The organism is Streptomyces sp. PsTaAH-124 (genome assembly GCF_000373685.1).
Taxonomy (GTDB): Bacteria; Actinomycetota; Actinomycetes; order Streptomycetales; family Streptomycetaceae; genus Streptomyces; species Streptomyces andamanensis.
Map to the genome: position 1 here is coordinate 1 of NZ_KB892196.1, position 16,321 is coordinate 16,321.

The 16,321-nt window shown below is 74.1% G+C and carries 15 protein-coding genes; 9 read left to right on the forward strand and 6 right to left on the reverse strand.

Annotation, left to right across the window (positions count from 1 at the left end; genetic code table 11):
* Positions 1-4 precede the first annotated feature (4 nt).
* From B086_RS0129730 to B086_RS0129755, 6 genes are all read left to right on the forward strand, one after another.
* Positions 5-433: an organic hydroperoxide resistance protein gene (locus tag B086_RS0129730; RefSeq protein WP_026252903.1), complete on the forward strand. Its 429-nt coding sequence runs from the start codon at positions 5-7 to the stop codon at positions 431-433.
* A gap of 142 nt (positions 434-575) precedes the next feature.
* Positions 576-1,088: a peptide-methionine (S)-S-oxide reductase MsrA gene (gene msrA / locus B086_RS0129735; protein ID WP_018570086.1), complete on the forward strand. Its 513-nt coding sequence runs from the start codon at positions 576-578 to the stop codon at positions 1,086-1,088.
* A gap of 142 nt (positions 1,089-1,230) precedes the next feature.
* Positions 1,231-4,182 carry an ATP-binding protein gene (locus B086_RS41175; RefSeq protein ID WP_018570087.1) on the forward strand — a complete coding sequence of 984 codons (2,952 nt, stop codon included), beginning with the start codon at positions 1,231-1,233 and terminating at the stop codon, positions 4,180-4,182.
* Between the two features lie 133 nt (positions 4,183-4,315).
* Positions 4,316-4,465, forward strand: coding sequence for a hypothetical protein (locus tag B086_RS44795; protein ID WP_018570088.1), 150 nt, complete (start codon positions 4,316-4,318; stop codon positions 4,463-4,465).
* Between the two features lie 78 nt (positions 4,466-4,543).
* A complete protein-coding gene (locus B086_RS0129750; protein ID WP_018570089.1) occupies positions 4,544-6,535 on the forward strand; it encodes a hypothetical protein in 1,992 nt (663 codons plus the stop codon).
* A 65-nt stretch (positions 6,536-6,600) separates the two neighbouring features.
* A complete protein-coding gene (locus tag B086_RS0129755) occupies positions 6,601-7,947 on the forward strand; it encodes a S53 family peptidase (RefSeq protein ID WP_018570090.1) in 1,347 nt (448 codons plus the stop codon).
* Positions 7,948-8,047: 100 nt separating this feature from the next.
* Here the strand turns inward: B086_RS0129755 and B086_RS45735 are convergent, their stop codons facing one another.
* Both B086_RS45735 and B086_RS41180 read right to left on the reverse strand, forming a co-directional pair.
* On the reverse strand, positions 8,048-8,485 hold the full coding sequence (locus B086_RS45735) for a BBE domain-containing protein (protein WP_234029404.1): 438 nt from the start codon (positions 8,483-8,485) through the stop codon (positions 8,048-8,050).
* 31 nt (positions 8,486-8,516) lie between these two features.
* Positions 8,517-9,521 (reverse strand): FAD-binding oxidoreductase, encoded by a 1,005-nt coding sequence (locus B086_RS41180; RefSeq protein ID WP_234029405.1) that lies wholly within the window; start codon positions 9,519-9,521, stop codon positions 8,517-8,519.
* A 256-nt stretch (positions 9,522-9,777) separates the two neighbouring features.
* Here B086_RS41180 and B086_RS0129765 point away from each other — a divergent pair, with 256 nt between their 5' ends.
* From B086_RS0129765 to B086_RS0129775, 3 genes are all read left to right on the forward strand, one after another.
* The gene (locus B086_RS0129765) at positions 9,778-10,809 is read left to right on the forward strand and encodes an NAD(P)-dependent oxidoreductase (protein WP_018570093.1); all 1,032 of its coding nucleotides are present in this window, start codon (positions 9,778-9,780) and stop codon (positions 10,807-10,809) included.
* Between the two features lie 61 nt (positions 10,810-10,870).
* Complete coding sequence (locus tag B086_RS0129770; protein WP_018570094.1) at positions 10,871-11,731, forward strand: hypothetical protein; 861 nt, start codon at positions 10,871-10,873, stop codon at positions 11,729-11,731.
* Positions 11,728-12,573 carry a prephenate dehydratase gene (locus tag B086_RS0129775; RefSeq protein WP_018570095.1) on the forward strand — a complete coding sequence of 282 codons (846 nt, stop codon included), beginning with the start codon at positions 11,728-11,730 and terminating at the stop codon, positions 12,571-12,573. The genes B086_RS0129770 and B086_RS0129775 overlap by 4 nt, the downstream gene beginning before the upstream one ends.
* Positions 12,574-12,612: 39 nt before the next feature.
* On the opposite strand, the gene B086_RS0129780 is transcribed toward B086_RS0129775, so the two are convergent.
* From B086_RS0129780 to B086_RS41185, 4 genes are all read right to left on the reverse strand, one after another.
* Positions 12,613-13,716, reverse strand: a complete 1,104-nt coding sequence (locus tag B086_RS0129780; RefSeq protein WP_018570096.1) for a glycerophosphodiester phosphodiesterase family protein — start codon at positions 13,714-13,716, stop codon at positions 12,613-12,615.
* A gap of 173 nt (positions 13,717-13,889) precedes the next feature.
* Positions 13,890-15,299 carry an FAD-dependent oxidoreductase gene (locus B086_RS0129785; protein ID WP_037874204.1) on the reverse strand — a complete coding sequence of 470 codons (1,410 nt, stop codon included), beginning with the start codon at positions 15,297-15,299 and terminating at the stop codon, positions 13,890-13,892.
* 364 nt (positions 15,300-15,663) lie between these two features.
* Positions 15,664-15,882: a hypothetical protein gene (locus B086_RS44800; protein WP_158690439.1), complete on the reverse strand. Its 219-nt coding sequence runs from the start codon at positions 15,880-15,882 to the stop codon at positions 15,664-15,666.
* A 53-nt stretch (positions 15,883-15,935) separates the two neighbouring features.
* Positions 15,936-16,321: organic hydroperoxide resistance protein (locus B086_RS41185; protein ID WP_018570098.1), on the reverse strand; the 386-nt coding region annotated here is incomplete at its 5' end.

Sequence of the window (16,321 nt, forward strand, 5' to 3'; positions counted from 1 at the left end):
AGTCATGGCACCCGTCACCTACACCGCCCGTGTCGCCGTCACCGGCGAGGGCCGCAACGGCGGCACCGCCCGCTCCGAGGACGGCCTCCTGGAGCACACCCTGGCCATCCCCAAGGAACTCGGCGGCGCGGGCGGCGCCACCAACCCCGAACAGCTCCTCGCCGCCGGCTGGGCCGCCTGCTTCCTCGGCGCCCTGCGCCGCGCCGCCGCCACCCGCCACATCCGCCTCACCAGCACCGCCATCACCGCCGAGATCACCCTCACCCACGCCGACGACGGCGAGTTCTCCCTCTCCGCCACCCTCCACCCCGTCCTCGGCGGAGTCGACCGGACCACCGCACAGGAACTCGCCGAAGCCGCCCACCAGATCTGCCCCTACTCCAAGGCCACCCGCGGCAACATCCCCGTCACCCTCAACGCCACCACCGCCTGACGAACGAGAACCATCCCGCCACCGGCCGCCACCGGCCACAGCACCAGCACCACCGGTGTGAGAGGCCGAGGACCGTGTGCGACGCTGGTCAGGGGAACACGGACGGACGAACATGAGACACGGAATGAAAAGGGGAGATGTCATGGCCGACGCCGAGGAGAAGGCAGTGCTGGCAGGAGGCTGCTTCTGGGGGATGCAGGAGCTGATCCGCAAGCAGCCGGGTGTGCTGGACACGCGGGTCGGATACAGCGGCGGTGAGCTGCGGAACCCGACCTACCGCCGCCACGACGGCCATGCCGAGTCGATCGAGATCACCTTCGACCCGGCCGTGACCGACTACCGGGCCGTCCTGGAGTTCTTCTTCCAGATCCACGACCCGAGCACGAAGGACCGGCAGGGCAACGACATCGGCGACAGCTACCGCTCCGCCATCTTCTACCTCGACGACGAGCAGCGCCGGATCGCCGAGGACACCATCGCCGATGTGGACGCCTCCGGTCTGTGGCCGGGCCCGGTGGTCACCGAGGTCGCGCCCGCGGGCCCCTTCTGGGAGGCCGAACCGGAGCACCAGGACTACCTCCAGCGCTACCCGAACGGCTACACCTGCCACTTCCCGCGCCCCAACTGGCGGCTGCCCCGGCGCGCCGAGGGCTGAGCCGTCCCGCACCCGCGGGGAGCGGGCGGTGTCAGGGGACAGGACAAGAGAGGTGAACAGCGAGACACGTTTCTGGAACTTCCAGGTGTGAACACGTCACACTGGTGCTCCATCGGCCCTTGCCGACGCAGGAGGGTGACCAGTGGAGCAACCGACGGCACACGACGCACCGGACGCCGTCCCGGTGCGTGTTCCGCGCCTGGTCGGCCGCCGCGCCGAACTGGAACAGGTCGTCGGCGCGCTGAGCCGCGGCCCCGCGACGGTGCTGGTCGAGGGCGAGGCCGGAGTGGGCAAGAGCAGGCTGCTCCAGGAGGCCCTCGGCGCCCCCGCCGTACGGGCGCGCGGCCCGCTGGTGGCGGTGTGCCCGCCGTTCGAGGAGGCGCTGACCCTCGGCCCGGTGGTGGACGCGGTACGCCAGTCCCGTACCGGACCGGCCGGTCTGGAGCTCACCGCGCTGGCCGGGGCGCTGCGTCCGCTGTTCCCGGAGTGGGCCCACGCGCTGCCCCCGGCGCCGGAGCCCCTCCATGACGCCGGAGCCGCACGGCACCGCCTGTTCCGCGCGCTCGCCGAACTCCTGGACCGGCTGGGCACCGAGATCCTCGTCGTCGAGGACGTGCACTGGGCGGACGACGCCACACTCGGCTTCCTGCTGTTCGTGGCCGCCCGGCGGCCCCGGCGGATCAGCCTGGTCGTCACCTACCGGCCCGAGGAGACCGCGGCGGGCTCCCCGCTGCTGCGGCTGTCCGCGCGGCCGGCCGTGGGTGCCGCCCATGTCCGGCTCTGCCTCGCGCCCCTGACCGTGGCGGGCACCGCCGCACTGGTCTCCTCCATGCTCGACGACGAACACGTCTCCGACGCCTTCGCCCGGTTCCTGCACCGGCGCACCGAAGGGCTGCCGCTCGCCGTGGAGGAGTCGGTACGGCTGCTGCGGGACCGCTCCGACCTGGTGCGCTCCCGCGGCGAGTGGGTGCGGCGCACCCTGGAGGACATCAGTGTGCCGCCGACCATCCGGGACGCCGTCCTGGAACGCTTCGCCCGGCTGGACCCGGACGTCCAGGAGGTGCTGCGCGCCGCCGCCGTGCTCACCGAACCCGCCGACGACCGGCTCGTCGCCCGGGTCGGGGGGATCCCCGGGCCGCGTGCCACGGCCGCCCTGGCGGCGGCCGTGCGCGGCGGTGTGCTCGTGGAGGACGCCTCGGGGCAGCTGCGGTTCCGGCATGTGCTGGCCGCCCGCGCGGTGTACGACGCCGTCCCCGCCGGGCGGCGCCGCGCCCTGCACCTGGCGGCCGGGCGCGCCCTGGAGGACGCCGTTCCGGCGCCGCTGGCCCGGCTGGCCCACCACTTCCGGGCGGGCGGGGACACGGCACGCTGGTGCCGGTACGCCGAGCGGGCCGGGGATCTCGCGCTGGCCTCGGGCGACCACCGGACGGCGGTCGCGATGGTGCACGGCGTCCTCGACGCGGGCGCGCTGCCCGCGGCGGACGTGGTGCGGCTGTGCGGGAAGTTCCCCGTCTTCGCCTTCTCCGGCCACCGGGGCCGTACCGACCTGGTCCGCACCCTGCGCACACTGCTGGACGACGCGAGCCTGGACACCGCCGAACGCGGTCTGGTGCGGCAGCAGTTGGGCCGGATGCTGCTGCATGTCGGGCAGTACGACGCGGGCGCGGCCGAGTTGGAGCGCGCGGTGTCCGAACTCGCCGACCGGCCGCTGGAGGCGGCGACCGCGATGAGCGCGCTGTCCCGGCTGTCGGGGGCGTCCTGTCCGGTGGCCGTGCACCGCCGCTGGCTGGAGCGGGTCACCGCACTGGCGCGCACCGCGCTGCCCGCCGAGCACCAACTGACGTTCCTGGTCGAGCGGGTCACCGCGCTGCTGGAGCTGGGCGACCCGGCCGGCTGGGAGGCCGCGCGCGAGATACCCGAGGCCCCCACCGCGGCCCGGGACGTGCTGGACGTGACGCGGGCGGTCCTCAACATCGGTGACGCCGCGATGAGATGGGGCTACCACGACGAGGCACGGCGCCGGCTGACCGCCGGGCGCGACGCGGCCGAGGCCCACGGGCACCTGCGGCTGCGCGACATGGCGGCCACCACCCTCGTCCACCTCGACTGGCACGCCGGTGCCTGGGACGGCCTCGCCGAGCGGGCCGCCGCGCTCGCCGCCATCGACGAGGAGCCGCTGATCCAGCTCGACACCTGCCTGGTCACCGGTCTGCTGGCCGCCGCGCGCGGCGCGCAGGACACGGCCGCCGACAGCCTCGCCCGGGTCGCGGCCGAGGCACGGCGCCGGGGCATCCTCGACATGTCGCTGGAGTCGGCCGCCGCGCTCGCCCGGGTCCGGCTGGCACAGGACCGCCTGGACGAGGCCCTCGCGCTGACCGAGGAGGGCATGCGGCTCGTGGTCCGCAAGGGCGTCTGGCTGGCCGCCACCGAGATCGCCCCCGCCCGCACCGAGGCCCTGGTGGCGGCGGGGCGCGCTGCCGAGGCCGCGCGGCTGGCGGCGGCGTTCGCCCGTGGCGCCCACGGCTCCGTCGCGCCCGCCACCCGGGCGTCGCTGGCCACCTGCCGGGCCGTGGTGGCGGAGGTGCGCCAGCCGCCGTCGCGGGCGGCGGCCGCGTGGGCGGACGCCGCCACCGCCTGGGAGGTCCTGCCCCGGCCGTACGCGGTGCTGCTCGCCCGCGCGGCCCAGGCGCGCTGCCTGGCGCGGGCGGGCCGGCGGAAGGCCGCCACGGCGCTGACGGAGACGGCCCGCGCGGGTCTCCGGGAGCTGGGCGCGGCGTACGCCGTCTCCCGGCTCGCCGCCGCCACCGGCCACGAGGCGTCGCCGGGCGACCCGGGCGGTCCGGTGCGCGGCCCGCGCGGCTACGGCGACCAGCTCTCCCCGCGCGAGCTGGAGGCGGTCCGGCACATGCTCAACGGGCTGACCAATCCGGAGATCGCCCGTGCGCTGTGCCGCTCGCCCAAGACGATCGCCGCCCAGCTCAAGTCGGCCATGCGCAAACACGGGGTGACCTCGCGGACGGCGCTGGCCGTGAGCGCCCTGCGGGCCGGGATCACTCCGGCGGGACCGGCCGGGGACGCGGACCCGGGAGCGTAGCGCCGACCCGGCGGCAGCCTCCGCCGTCTTCTTTTAGGTCACTTGCCCAATCGCTCCGGCCGCCCCGCCGTCGTGATACTCGCCGCACATGTTGCTGCGAGCACACCCAGTGGGACTGGAGAGAGCACCGCACGTGAGCAGTTCCCCCGAGCACCTGCGCGACCTCGTACCGGAATACGTAGGTCCGGATCCAGGCGGCGAGCCGCCCGCGCCCGACGCCACCGAGGCCCCGGACGAGGCAGCCCCGGACGAGGACCCCCTCACCGGTTACGAGCCCCTGTGACAGCCGGTCACGACTCCCTGTGACCCGGCAACCGGACGGAAAGGCAGTCGACTTGTGAAATTCCTCAGAAGAGCGTCGGTGGGGGTCTGTGCCCTCGCCGCGGCCGGCGGGCTCCTCACCGTGCCCTCGTCGTCGTCGGCGACGGCGCCCCCCGCCGTGTTCACCGGCGGGGCCGCCGCCGGGAAACCGTGCCAGGTCACCCTTCCCGGCGGGCTGCGGGCCACCGTGACCGGGAACGCCGGGCAGCGCACGGCCCGGCTGACCGACCCCGCCCGGGTGAAGGAATCCGTCACCACCTACTGGTCCGACGGACACCAGTACCTGATGCCCTCCACCGCGGCGGACGGCGGCGCGGCGCATCCGGGCCCGGCGGCCTACGACGTCACCGCGCTCGCCGACCGCACCTGCGGCCCGGCCGCCGCGCGGCCCGCGGCGCAGACGGCCACGCGGAAGGGCACCGGGCGCGCGTACAAGATGGTCCGGCTGACCATCGACACGCGCGACGAGACATCGGTTCCCGCCACGAGCGGAAACGTGCTGCTGACCAACCTCGATGACAACACCTTCGTCCGCCGGACCTACATCACCACCCACGGTGTCGTGCGGGCGGTCGTGCCCGCCGGTCACTACGCGGCGCTCTTCGAGCACTGGAAGGGGACCAGCGACGGCCTGACGTACTGGATGACGATCAACCCCGAGTTCACGGTGCGCGACGGAACCCGGGTGACCCTGGACGCCAGTACCGCGACCGTGCCCGTCCCCGTTCCGGTCACGCCGCGCCCCGCACACCTCGTCAGCCGGTCGTTCGCCGTGTACCGGGGCGACGGGTCGGGGCCGGGCGCGGAACACGGCCTCTGGTTCCACCAGCAGTGGCCGTCCGGTGTGAGCCTCACGAACAAGATCCGTGTGAACCCCGGTGCAGGGCCGGTCACGCACGGCCGGTTCAGCGTCGTCTCGACCTTCGACTTCGCCTCGCCGGAGGGCACAGCCCAGCCCTACGCCTACCACCTGGCCGAGTCCGCCGACCGCACCCTCACGACGTACCCCTCGAAGGCGGACCCCGCGACGCTCGCCACGGTGCGCCGCTCGTACACCGGGACGGGCGGTGACGCGACATCCGCCCTGGTCGTCGGCATCACCGTACCCACCTGGGCGGCCCGGACCCGGGAAATCCTGCCCGCCGCCTTCCAGTTCCTGCCCGCGGGCACCGAGCAGACCGAGTACTACAGCGCCCTGCCCGACACGGCCTGGGCCCAGGAGTACGCGGACACGGCGCGCGGGACGGCCCTCGCCTCGGGCTTGAGCGTCTACCGGGCGGGCCGCAACCCGGACGAGACCTTCGGCGCCGGGGCACCGCATCCGAACGGCCCCCTCGCGACCCGGGTCGGCACGGTGTACTGCGGTGCCTGCGCCGACGCGACCTCGCTGCGCTTCGCGCTGCTGCCCGCCGGTGACAACACACCGGGCCACGAAGGCGTGTACGAGCGCCAGAGCAGCGACTCCGTGACCCTGAAGCGCGACGGCGCGCTGTACGCCACCGGCGAGAGCGGCCTGTCCCAGGTCAGCGTGCCGGTTCCGGCCGGGCGGGCCCGCTACGCACTGCGGCTGGCGAACCGCTCCACGGCGGCGGACGGCCGGCTCTCGCCCGGCTCCGACACCACCTGGACCTTCACGGCCGACCCGGGACACGGCAGGACCCTGCCCGACGACATGCTGTGCCCGGCGGAGGGGAACGCCTGCGGCGCCCTGCCGCTGCTGTACGCCTACACCAACACCGACGCCGACCTGATGAACCGGCTCACCCCGGGACGCCACACCCTGTCGCTGGACGTCAGACGCCAGCAGTACGCCACGCCCGGCGTCGTGACCGGAGCCGAGATGTCGGTCTCCTACGACGACGGCGCGCACTGGCAGAAGCTCCGCACCCGCGGCGGCGCGGGCCGGTTCACGGCGGACTGCACCGTGCCGTTTACCGCCTCCGGCCACACCGTGTCGCTCCGCCTGGCCGCCTGGGACAGCACCGGCAGCCGCGTCGACCAGGAACTGCCCGGCGCCTACCAGGTGCCGTGACCGCGAGCGCGGGACGCCACCGCCCGCGCGGCGGCGTCCCTTCCCCCGAACTCCAGGAGTGTTCCGTGAGCGACATCAGAAACGTCCCGGCCACGGGAGCCGACAGCGGCAGGCGTTCCCGGCGGCCCTGGGCGGCCGCCGCGGTCGCCGGTGCCCTCGTCGCCCTCCTCAGCGGTGCCTCGGCGGTGACCGCGAACTCCGCGGGCGGCGGACCGGCGGCGGACGGCCAGTCCCCGGCGGTACGCGCGTGCGACGTCCCCGAACCCGGTGAGGCGGCCTGTCTCGCCGAGGTGCTGCCCGGTTCCGCACCGGGCAGCCGGACCCAGGCACCGGCCGGGTACGGGCCGGCCGACCTCCGGTCCGCCTACGGTCTGACGGCGGCCGTGCGGGCGGGCGCGGGCAAGGGCAGGACCGTGGCGATCGTGGACGCCTTCGACGCCCCGACCGTCGAAGCCGATCTGGCCGTGTACCGCTCGACGTACGGGCTGCCGCCGTGCACGACGGACAACGGCTGCTTCCGCAAGGTCAATCAGCGGGGTGACACCGCTCCGCTGCCGCAGCCGGACGCCGGTTGGGGCGTCGAGATCAGCCTCGACGTGCAGGCGGTGTCCGCGCTCTGCCCGTCCTGCGACATCCTGCTGGTCGAGTCGGACAACGCCAACTGGGACAACCTCGCCGACGGGGTGGACACCGCCGTCCGGCTGGGCGCCACGACGGTCTCCAACAGCTACGGCGGACCCGAGAGCGACGTCACCGACAACCGGAGCCATGGCACGGGCCCCGATCCGGTCCGTGCGGCCTCCTACAACCACCCGGGTGTGCCCATCGTGGCCGCGGCGGGCGACGCGGGCTTCCAGCTGGACGCCCTGTACCCGGCCACCCTCAGCACCGTGACCGCCGTCGGCGGCACCACGCTGAAGAAGAGCGACACCGCCCGCGGCTGGTCCGAGACGGCGTGGGCGACCAACTACAAGGGCGGTGCGGCGGGCGCCGGTTGCTCCGCCCATGTGGCCAAACCCGCCTGGCAGCACGACCGGGACTGCCCGAACCGGACGCTCACGGACATCTCCGCGGTCGCCGACCCGGTCACCGGACTCGCGGTGTACGACAGCATCCGTGACCCCAACGGCCCGCCCGCGGGCTGGATGAAGGTCGGCGGCACCAGCGCCTCGGCGCCGCTCGTCGCAGCGATGTACGCACTGGCCGGGCACACCGAGGACGTCCGGGACGCGTCGCGCCTGTACGCCCACCGCGACCGGCTGAACGACATCTCCGGCGGCAGCGTCAGCGTGCCGCACAGCGGCCAGGAGTGCCCGGCGAGCAGCTATCTGTGCACCGCGCTGCGCGGGTACGACGGGCCGACCGGGCTGGGCACGCCCGACGGACTGGGGGCGTTCGCTCCCGTCCGCTGACCGGGACACGGCGGTCCGCCGTCCGGGAGCCGCGTGAGGCTCCCCGGGCGGCGGACCGCCGCCGCGCGGCCGCGGCCACCGGCATCCGCGCGGGGCCCGCTCAGGCCGGACGGACGTTGTGGTTGAGGCGGAACATGTTCTCCGGGTCGTAGCGGCGCTTGACCGCCGCCAGCCGGTCGTGGCGCTCGGCGCCGAACAGCGCCCGCATGTCCGTCCGCGCGCGGGCCGCGTCCGGGGACAGGAAGTTCATGATGGTCCGCTCGTCGGCCCAGGGCGCCATCGCCTCGGCGTACGCGGCGAGCCGCCCGCGGACCGGGCCGGCCTCGGGCAGCGGGGCGACGCCGAAGGCGAACGTGACGAACGGGACGCCGCGCGAGGGCACCGAGTTGGGCACCGGCGGCTCCCGGTCCAGGGCACCGCCCAGGACCCGGATCTCCACCGCGGCGAGCGGACAGCCGGAGTCCGGGCCGGTGAACGCGGTCAGCGCGGGGAACATGCCGCCGGACAGCTCCCGCAGCCCCACGGTCGTCTCGGACACGTGGGACGGCCGCACCGGGTCCCGGTGGATCTCACCCACCTGCTCGTACGGCCGCTCGGCGAGGGTGTCGAGGAGGACGGGCGCGGCGGCCCGCAGCGGGGCGGCCAGGGCCGTGCCCTCGGCGGCCGGACCGAGGTGGCCCACCCGGACGTGCAGGACGAACGCGCCGCGCAGCGGGGGCGGCAGCCGGGGAAGGTCCGGGAGCTGCTGGACGGCGACGGACGTCGTGGTGCGCTCGTCGAGCCCCGCCTGCCAGGTCCGCCACACGTCGAGCACCCCGGCGGCGTCCGCGCCGGAGAACCACAGCCGGCGATCCGGGCCTGGTACTTGCCCTGGTGGGTGAGCCGGCGGCGTCCGCGCCGGAGAACCACAGCCCGCCGCCGAAGAAGCGGGTCACGGGGAAGACACCGAACTCCATGCGGGTCACCACGCCGAAGTTGCCCTTGCAGCCCAGCAGCGCCCAGAACAGGCCGGGTTCGGACTCCGGGGTGACCTCGCGGCGGGTGCCGTCCGCGGTGACGACCTCCATCCGCCGGACATGGTCGGCGGCGTATCCGTGGGTCCGGCTCAGCAGCGGGCCGATCCCGCCGCCCAGCGTGTAGCCGGTCACCCCTACCCGCGGCGCCGAACCGCAGGCGGGCGCGAGACCGTGCCGCGCGGTCTCGGGAAGGACGTCGTCCCAGCGGGCGCCGGGGCCCACGGTGACCGTGCGGCGGCCGGGGTCCACGACGACGTCGTTCATGCGGCGCAGGGTGATGAGCAGCCAGTCGCCGTCCTCGGGAACAACCATCTGGTGCCCGGCGTTGCGCACCGCGACGGGCAGCCGGTGCCGGGCCGCGAACCGCACGGCGGCGGCCACGTCGTCGGCGGAGGCGGCGCCGACGACGACCGAGGGCCGCGAGGTGCGCAGCAGGTTGTGGCCGGTGCACTCCGCCGCGTGGTCCGGGTCGTCCGGGGCGAGCACCGGACCCTCGACGGCGGCGCGCAGGGAGGCGAGGTCGGAGGAGGGGATCTGTCCGGTCGCTGCTGTGCCCATGTGTTTCCTCGTGCGCGATATGGTCGTGGGCGGAAACACCCACCTTTCCCCCGTCCCGGAAACGTGTCGGCGCGGCGCCGGGTTCACCGGATGTCCGACACATGGTGTGTCGCACCTCACGTGAACTTTCGGCCATCTTGCACACGTTGGCCTGTTGTAGACGCGCAGGTGTCCGCGCGGAGATGAGCGGCCGGTCCGGTGCCGGCGCGCCGCGGACCGGCGGAACAGCGCAAGCAGCGAAAGAAGCTGAGGCACGATGAACGACGGCAAGACGGTGTGGCTCCCGTACCGGCCGGAACGGGTCCCCGGCCTGCCGGACGGACTCACCTATCGCCACTGGGACGGCTCGGCCGACCTGCCCGGCGACCCGCGCGAGGTCCACTTCCTCGTCGGTCCGCCGGCGACCGGCTCGGAACGTGTCTTCGCCCGGCTGCTGCCCGCGGCGGCCAACGTGGAGGCCGTGCAGCTCCTCAGCTCGGGATACGAGCACATGGTGCCGCTGCTGGACCTGCTGGCGCCGGGCGCGCGGCTGGCCACCGCGCGGGGTGTGCACCGCGAGGCCACCGCGGAACTGGCCGTCACCCTGCTGCTGGCCCTCGCCCGCGGCCTGGACGACTACGCGCGCGGCCCGGTGCGGGGCCGGACGGGCGCGGGCGGGCCGCGCACCGGTGTCACCCTGGTCGGCAAGCGGGTCGTGGTGGTCGGCTACGGCGCCGTGGGCGCGTCCGTGGCGGCGCTGCTCGGCGCGTTCCGCTGCGAGGTCGTCCTCGTCGCCAGGACGGGGCGCACCACCCCGGCGGGCCGGGTGCACGGCGCGGCGGAACTGCCCTCGCTGCTGCCCACGGCGGACGCGGTGGTGCTGTGCGCCCCGCTGACCGAAGGCACCCGGGGCATGTTCGGCGCGGCGGAGCTGGCGCTGCTGAAGGACGGCGCGTTCCTGGTGAACGTGGCCCGGGGCGAACTCCTGGACACCGCCGCCGCGGTCCGTGAGGTGCGCGCCGGGCGGCTGTGTGTCGCCCTCGATGTGACCGACCCCGAGCCGCTGCCCGCGGGGCATCCGCTGCGGGACCTGCCGGGCGCGCTGATCACCCCGCATGTGGGGGCCTTCACCGACGCGTTCCCCCGGATGACCGTGGACTTCCTGCGCCGTCAGCTGCACCGGTACGCGCGCGGTGCGGAACTGGAGAACGTCGTCCACACGGCAGCGTACGGAACACGGCACGCGGACGGGTACGGCACGGACGAGCGCGGCATGGACGAGCACGGGACGGGTGAGCGGGTTGCCTAGGCGGGGCACGGCGGACGCCGGGGGCGGATACCTGAGGATCGTCGGACCGTACGCCGGTCCGGTGCGGGTGCTCGGTTTCTACGAGCGGGACGGGCACTCGGACGCCTCGGCGGCCTGGGAGTCGTTCACCTCGGTCTGGAACTGGGCCGCGCCGCTGGTCACCGCGCTGCCCCGGGAACCGTCCGGCGCCGGTCCGCTCGTGCGGGGCATGGCGGGCGGCTTCTCCGTATCGGGGCAGTGGCGGCTGCCCAAAGGGGCGGAGCCCGGCCCGTGGCTGGCGCTGCGGCTGACCGCACACCCGCGCGGGAGCGGGGAGGGCTTCGGGGTGAGCGATCCGGACGTGTTCGTGGTGGCGTCGAAGGTACTGCCCGCACCGCCGGGAGGCGGGGACGCGGAGCGGGCCGGTGCGGTCTTCCGGCTCGCGGACGAGTATGTGCCGGGCGGGTTCGCCACCAGTTCCGCGGGCACACCGCTGGGGGCCGGGGACGCGGTGTTCGTGTGGGCGGCGGTGGCGGGCATGGCGTTCGGCGCCGCACGGCGGCTGACCGACGCCCTGGCCGGGCTGGAGGCACCCGGCGCGTTCGTGCCGCCCGCCGCCGCGGCGGCCGAGCTGGCCGCCGCCCTGCACGACGAGCGGCTGAGCCTGGCCGCCCGGCTGCACGGCGTCTCCCGGGCGGAACCCAGGGAGCGGGCGGCCGCGACGGCGGTGCTCGCCGAGCAGGTCCGGCGGGCGTCCCGGCTGGTCCACCAGGTGGTCTCGGCGGCGTACGAGTACGGTCTGTCCGCCCGGGGGAGCGCGGCCGAGGACCCCCTGATTTCCCTGGTGGACGACAGCACCCCGATACTGCAGTACATGCGGTACGCGGTGGACCTGCTGCCGCCCGACGAGAGGACCCCCACGGTGGAGGGCGATACACGGTGACGACCGTCGCATATCAGGGTGAGCGCGGCTCCAACTCGGCGACCGCGGCCCGCGCGCTGTTCCCGGACGGCGACGAGCTGCCGTGCACGGGCTTCGAGCAGGCGCTGGACGCGGTCTCGCTGGGCACGGCCGATGTGGCGGTGATCCCGGTCGACAACTCGGCGGCGGGCCGGGTGGCGGACGTCCACCACCTGCTGCCGGAGTCGGGTCTGTTCATCGTCGGCGAGTACTTCCTCGCCATCCGGTTCGACCTGATGGGCGTCCCGGGTGCCACCCTCGACCAGGTGGAGTGCGTCCGCAGCCATGTGCACGCGCTCGGCCAGTGCCGCAAGCTGCTGCGCGAGGGCGGCTGGCGCACCCTGGTCAGCGACGACACGGCGGGCTCGGCACGCGAGGTGGCCGAGCTGGGCGACGCGCGGCACGCGGCGCTCGCCCCGCCGGCCGCCGCCGGTCTGTACGGCCTCGACGTGCTGCGCGCCGGGGTCGAGGACGACCCGGACAACACCACGCGGTTCGTGGTGCTCTCCCGGGAGCCGGGCCCCTGGCCGGGCACCGACGGACCCACGGTGACCAGCCTGTTCTTCTGCGTACGCAATATCCCGAGCGCCCTCTACAAGGCGCTCGGCGGATTCGCCAGCAGCGGGGTGAACCTCACCAAGATCGAGAGCTACCAGATGGGCGCCGGGCTCAACCCGAGCCGCTTCTACGTCGAGATCGAGGGCCACCCCGACGAGTCACGCGTCGCGCTCGCCCTCCAGGAGCTGCGCTTCTTCTCCTCCGAGGTGCGCATTCTCGGCGTCTACCCGTCCCACCCCCACCGGCGCGGGGAGCGGCCCGCCTGAGCGGGCCCGCAGGCCGGTGGGGGCGCGGCGGGACCGGGCTCAGCGGCGCGGCGCCGGGTAGGCCCGCGGCAGCGGCATCCCGCGCTCGGCCAGGAGGGCGCGGACGCGGTCGGGGTAGTCGGTGATGATCCCGTCGACCCCCAGGTCCATCAGCGCCGCGAGCGTCGCCGGGTCGTCGCAGGTCCAGGGGATCACCTTCAGCCCGCGCCGGTGTGCCTCGGCCACCATCCGCGCGTCGGGGTAGAAGCGGAAGTCCGGGTCGGCGACCGTACCGCTCTGCGGGAAACCGTAGTTGGGGGAGAGGGCGGTGAGGCCGGGGACGGCAGCGACGGCGGCCCGCACGAAGTCGCCGTCGTAGTCGTCGGCGTCGATCCCGCCGAGCCAGGGTGACGCGCCCGGCTTCCCCACCTCAAGGAAGTCGTGGTTGGTCAGCGCCACCAGCGGGTACGAGGGCGCCAGCCGGTGCATCGTCCTCAGGGCTCCCCAGTCGAACGACTGGATGGTGACCTGCCGCTCGATGCCCGAGCGGTGGATCTCCTCGTACACCCGGCGCACGAACAGCTCGCGCGGCGCCGTCTGTTCGGGCGAGCCGGCCTCCACCTTGGTCTCGATGTTCAGCTTGACCTGCCGGGCCCGGTAGCGCTTGACCAGGTCGAGGACGTCCTTCAGCTCCACCATCCGGAAGCCCTTGATCTGCTCCTGCTCGGGGAAGCCGGGCAGTTGCCGGTAGCCGCAGTCCATCGTCTTGATCTGAGTCAGCGTCAGATCCTTGATGTACTTGCCGACATACGGGTACATCGGGTCGCCCGGCGTCACGGGACGGGTGTCCGCGCACTTCTGGGCGCTGATCTGCCGGTCGTGGTTGACGACGACCTTGTGGTCCCGGGTGATCTGCGTGTCCAGTTCCAGGGTGCTCACCCCGAGGCGCAGCGCCTTGGCGAACCCTTGCAGGGACTCCTCGGTGGTCAGACCGAGGCCGCCGCGGTGGGCCTGGAGATCGAAGTGCTTCTGCCGGGGCGGCTGCGGCGGGCCGGGGTGATGGTGAGCGGCGGGGGCCGCGACGGACGCCTGCGCGCTCGCCGGGAGGGCGAGCGCGAGCGCGGGCAGGGCGGTGAGGACGGCCAGGGCACGCCGGAGGGACATGGGAACCTCGTCGGGGTCTGAGGGCGGGGCGCGGGGACCCAGTGAGGTTAGGCCGCGGTTCCGGACGGTACGAGGACCGTTCGTGAGGGTGGGGTGAACGGGGCCGGAACGGGGGCGTCCGGCCCGGCCTGTTCGGTCTGTTCAGCCTGTTCGGTCTCTTCGGCCCGTTCGGTCTATTCGGCCTCGTGGGCGGGAGCCGGATCGTGGCGCGCGGTGTGCGCCGCCTGCGTGGCCTTGGGGGCGTACCTGAGGACACGGAGCACATGGGCCGGATGCAGCAGCCGTCCGGGGGGCTCGATGAGGTTGGCGACCCGCAGGAACGTGGCGGCGAGACCGGGATCGACCGACGCCGCGGCGCGGTAGCGTTCGAGATACTTGTTGATCAGCTTGTCGCCCGGCGGCCGCTTGCCCTCCACCTGGGGGAATCGCAGGTCGCCGCCGGTGGCCAGGGCCCACGGGGTGTCGACGAGCTTGGCGGCGGCGCGGAAGAAGCGCCCGGGGAGCTGTGCGGTCCCCTCCGACAGCAGGCGGCGCAGCAGGACACCCTCCATGGCCGCGACGGTCATGCCCTGTCCGTAGGCGGGGTTGAAGCTGCACAGGGCGTCACCCATGACCACGAAGCCCTCGGGGTGGTGCTTGAGCTTCTCGTAGTGCTTGCGCACCCCGGCGGGGAACCGCATCCTGGCCGGCTCGTCCAGGGGTGTCGCGGACTCGATGACAGCGGCCACCTCGGGACTGGCCAGCGATCTCGCGTACTCCAGCATGCCGGCGTCGTCCGTCGGGGGCTCCTCGCCGAACATGCCGGCCAGCAGCAGCGCGTACCGGTCGCCCTCCTCGGGCATGACGACACCCATCCGGGGCAGCGCCGGGGACGGGACGACCGAAACGCCCAGCCGCCGTCCGCCCAGGAGCTCCGGCCGCTTCGTGTAGTGGCGTGTGACGTACACCAGGTCGATGCGCACGGTGGACTCCTCGGGCTGCGGACGTCCCATGCCGCTCAGCCACACACCGGCGCGTGATCCCCGCCCGGAGGCGTCCACGACGAGGTCCGCGGACAGAACCGTCTCCTGCGCGTCGGCGCGGCGCTCGGTGACCCGGACGCCCGCGACCCGGTCCGGTCCGTCCGCTGCGAGGCCGACCACCTCGATGTCGTCCGTGATCCTCACACCGGGCAAGGCCGCCACCCGGTTCCGCAGCACGCTCTCGATCAGCGGCCGGCTGGCTCCGTAGCCCGGTATGTCGGACGGGGCCGTACGCAGCCGGAAGCCGTCCAGGAACCAGTGGTGGTCCACCTGGCCGTCCCCCAGCGCGCCGCCGGCCGCGACCAACTCCTCCTGGAAGCCCGGGAACAGTTCCTCCAGCGCCGACGCGCCACCGCCGAGCAGTCCGTGCACCTGTCTGCTCTGCGGCACTCCCCGCCGGGGGCCGGGCTCGGCGGGGAGCGTGTCCCGGTCGATGACGGTGATCCGGGCGAACGTGCTCGCCAGCGCCTGCGCGGCCACGAGCCCGGCGATGCCCGCCCCGACGACGACTGCATGCCCGTTCGAAGGAGCTGAGGCGTTCCGTAGGGTCTGATCGGTCACAGCACACACACCTTGCCTGGCGACACATCCATCGCCTTGTACGGGGACGAGCGCGGACCCGAAGGTGCCTTCGTGCGTTCGCCTCGGATGATTCGGGTCCCGGCGGTCCCGCCCGCCGACGCACGGGGCGGGCGGGACCTTCCGGTTCCGGCTCTCCCGGGGAAAGGGGCCGGAACGGAGGGCGGCCCCGTGAGCGGGATGTACGGGGGCCGCCTGGCTCTACCGGCAGGGCGACGAGGACCGCTGCCGAGTGGGCGGGACCCTGACGCCGTCGCCTGGGCGTCAGGGCCTCACACCGGGAACAACGGAGCGGCGGGGCGCGGGGTTCACCGGATTGGCTGGGTTCACCGCAGGCTCATGGGGTTCACCGGATGAAGGGGGCCGCCGAGGGGCCGTATCCGGACAGCGCCGCGCTCTGCGCCCAGGACCACAGCAGAGCGGGGTCGGACCATCCTCCGCCGGTCGCGTCGGCGGCGGTGGCCGCCGGGCCCGCGGGTGCGGGTGCGGCGGCTTCCGTACGGGCGGCGTGAACGGCCTTGCGACGCTTACCGGTTCGCCCTCGGGCGACCACTGCGGAGGACATGGCGACTCCCTGTTTCGAGGGGGGGTGATCGGTGGCGGGATGGTTCTCGTCCGTCAGGCGGTGGTGGCGTCGATGGTGACGGGGATGTTGCCGCGGGTGGCCTTGGAGTAGGGGCAGATCTGGTGGGCGGCTTCGGTGAGTTCCTGTGCGGTGGTCTGGTCGACTCCGCCGAGGACGGGGTGGAGGGTGGCGGAGAGGGAGAACTCGCCGTCGTCGCCGTGGGTGAGGGTGATCTCGGCGGTGATGGCGGTGCTGGTGAGGCGGATGTGGCGGGTGGCGGCGGCGCGGCGCAGGGCGCCGAGGAAGCAGGCGGCCCAGCCGGCGGCGAGGAGCTGTTCGGGGTTGGTGGCGCCGCCTGCGCCGCCGAGTTCCTTGGGGATGGCCAGGGTGTGCTCCAGCAGGCCGTCCTCGGAGCGGGCGGTGCCGCCGTTGCGGCCCT

Bases quoted from the DNA above. Each gene is read 5' to 3' on its own strand.
- B086_RS0129730 (WP_026252903.1), top strand. From the start codon at position 5: ATGGCACCCGTCACCTACACCGCCCGTGTCGCCGTCACCGGCGAGGGC.
- msrA (WP_018570086.1), top strand. From the start codon at position 576: ATGGCCGACGCCGAGGAGAAGGCAGTGCTGGCAGGAGGCTGCTTCTGG.
- B086_RS41180 (WP_234029405.1), bottom strand. From the start codon at position 9,521: ATGGGCACAGCAGCGACCGGACAGATCCCCTCCTCCGACCTCGCCTCC.
- B086_RS0129765 (WP_018570093.1), top strand. From the start codon at position 9,778: ATGAACGACGGCAAGACGGTGTGGCTCCCGTACCGGCCGGAACGGGTC.
- B086_RS0129780 (WP_018570096.1), bottom strand. From the start codon at position 13,716: ATGTCCCTCCGGCGTGCCCTGGCCGTCCTCACCGCCCTGCCCGCGCTC.
- B086_RS44800 (WP_158690439.1), bottom strand. From the start codon at position 15,882: ATGTCCTCCGCAGTGGTCGCCCGAGGGCGAACCGGTAAGCGTCGCAAG.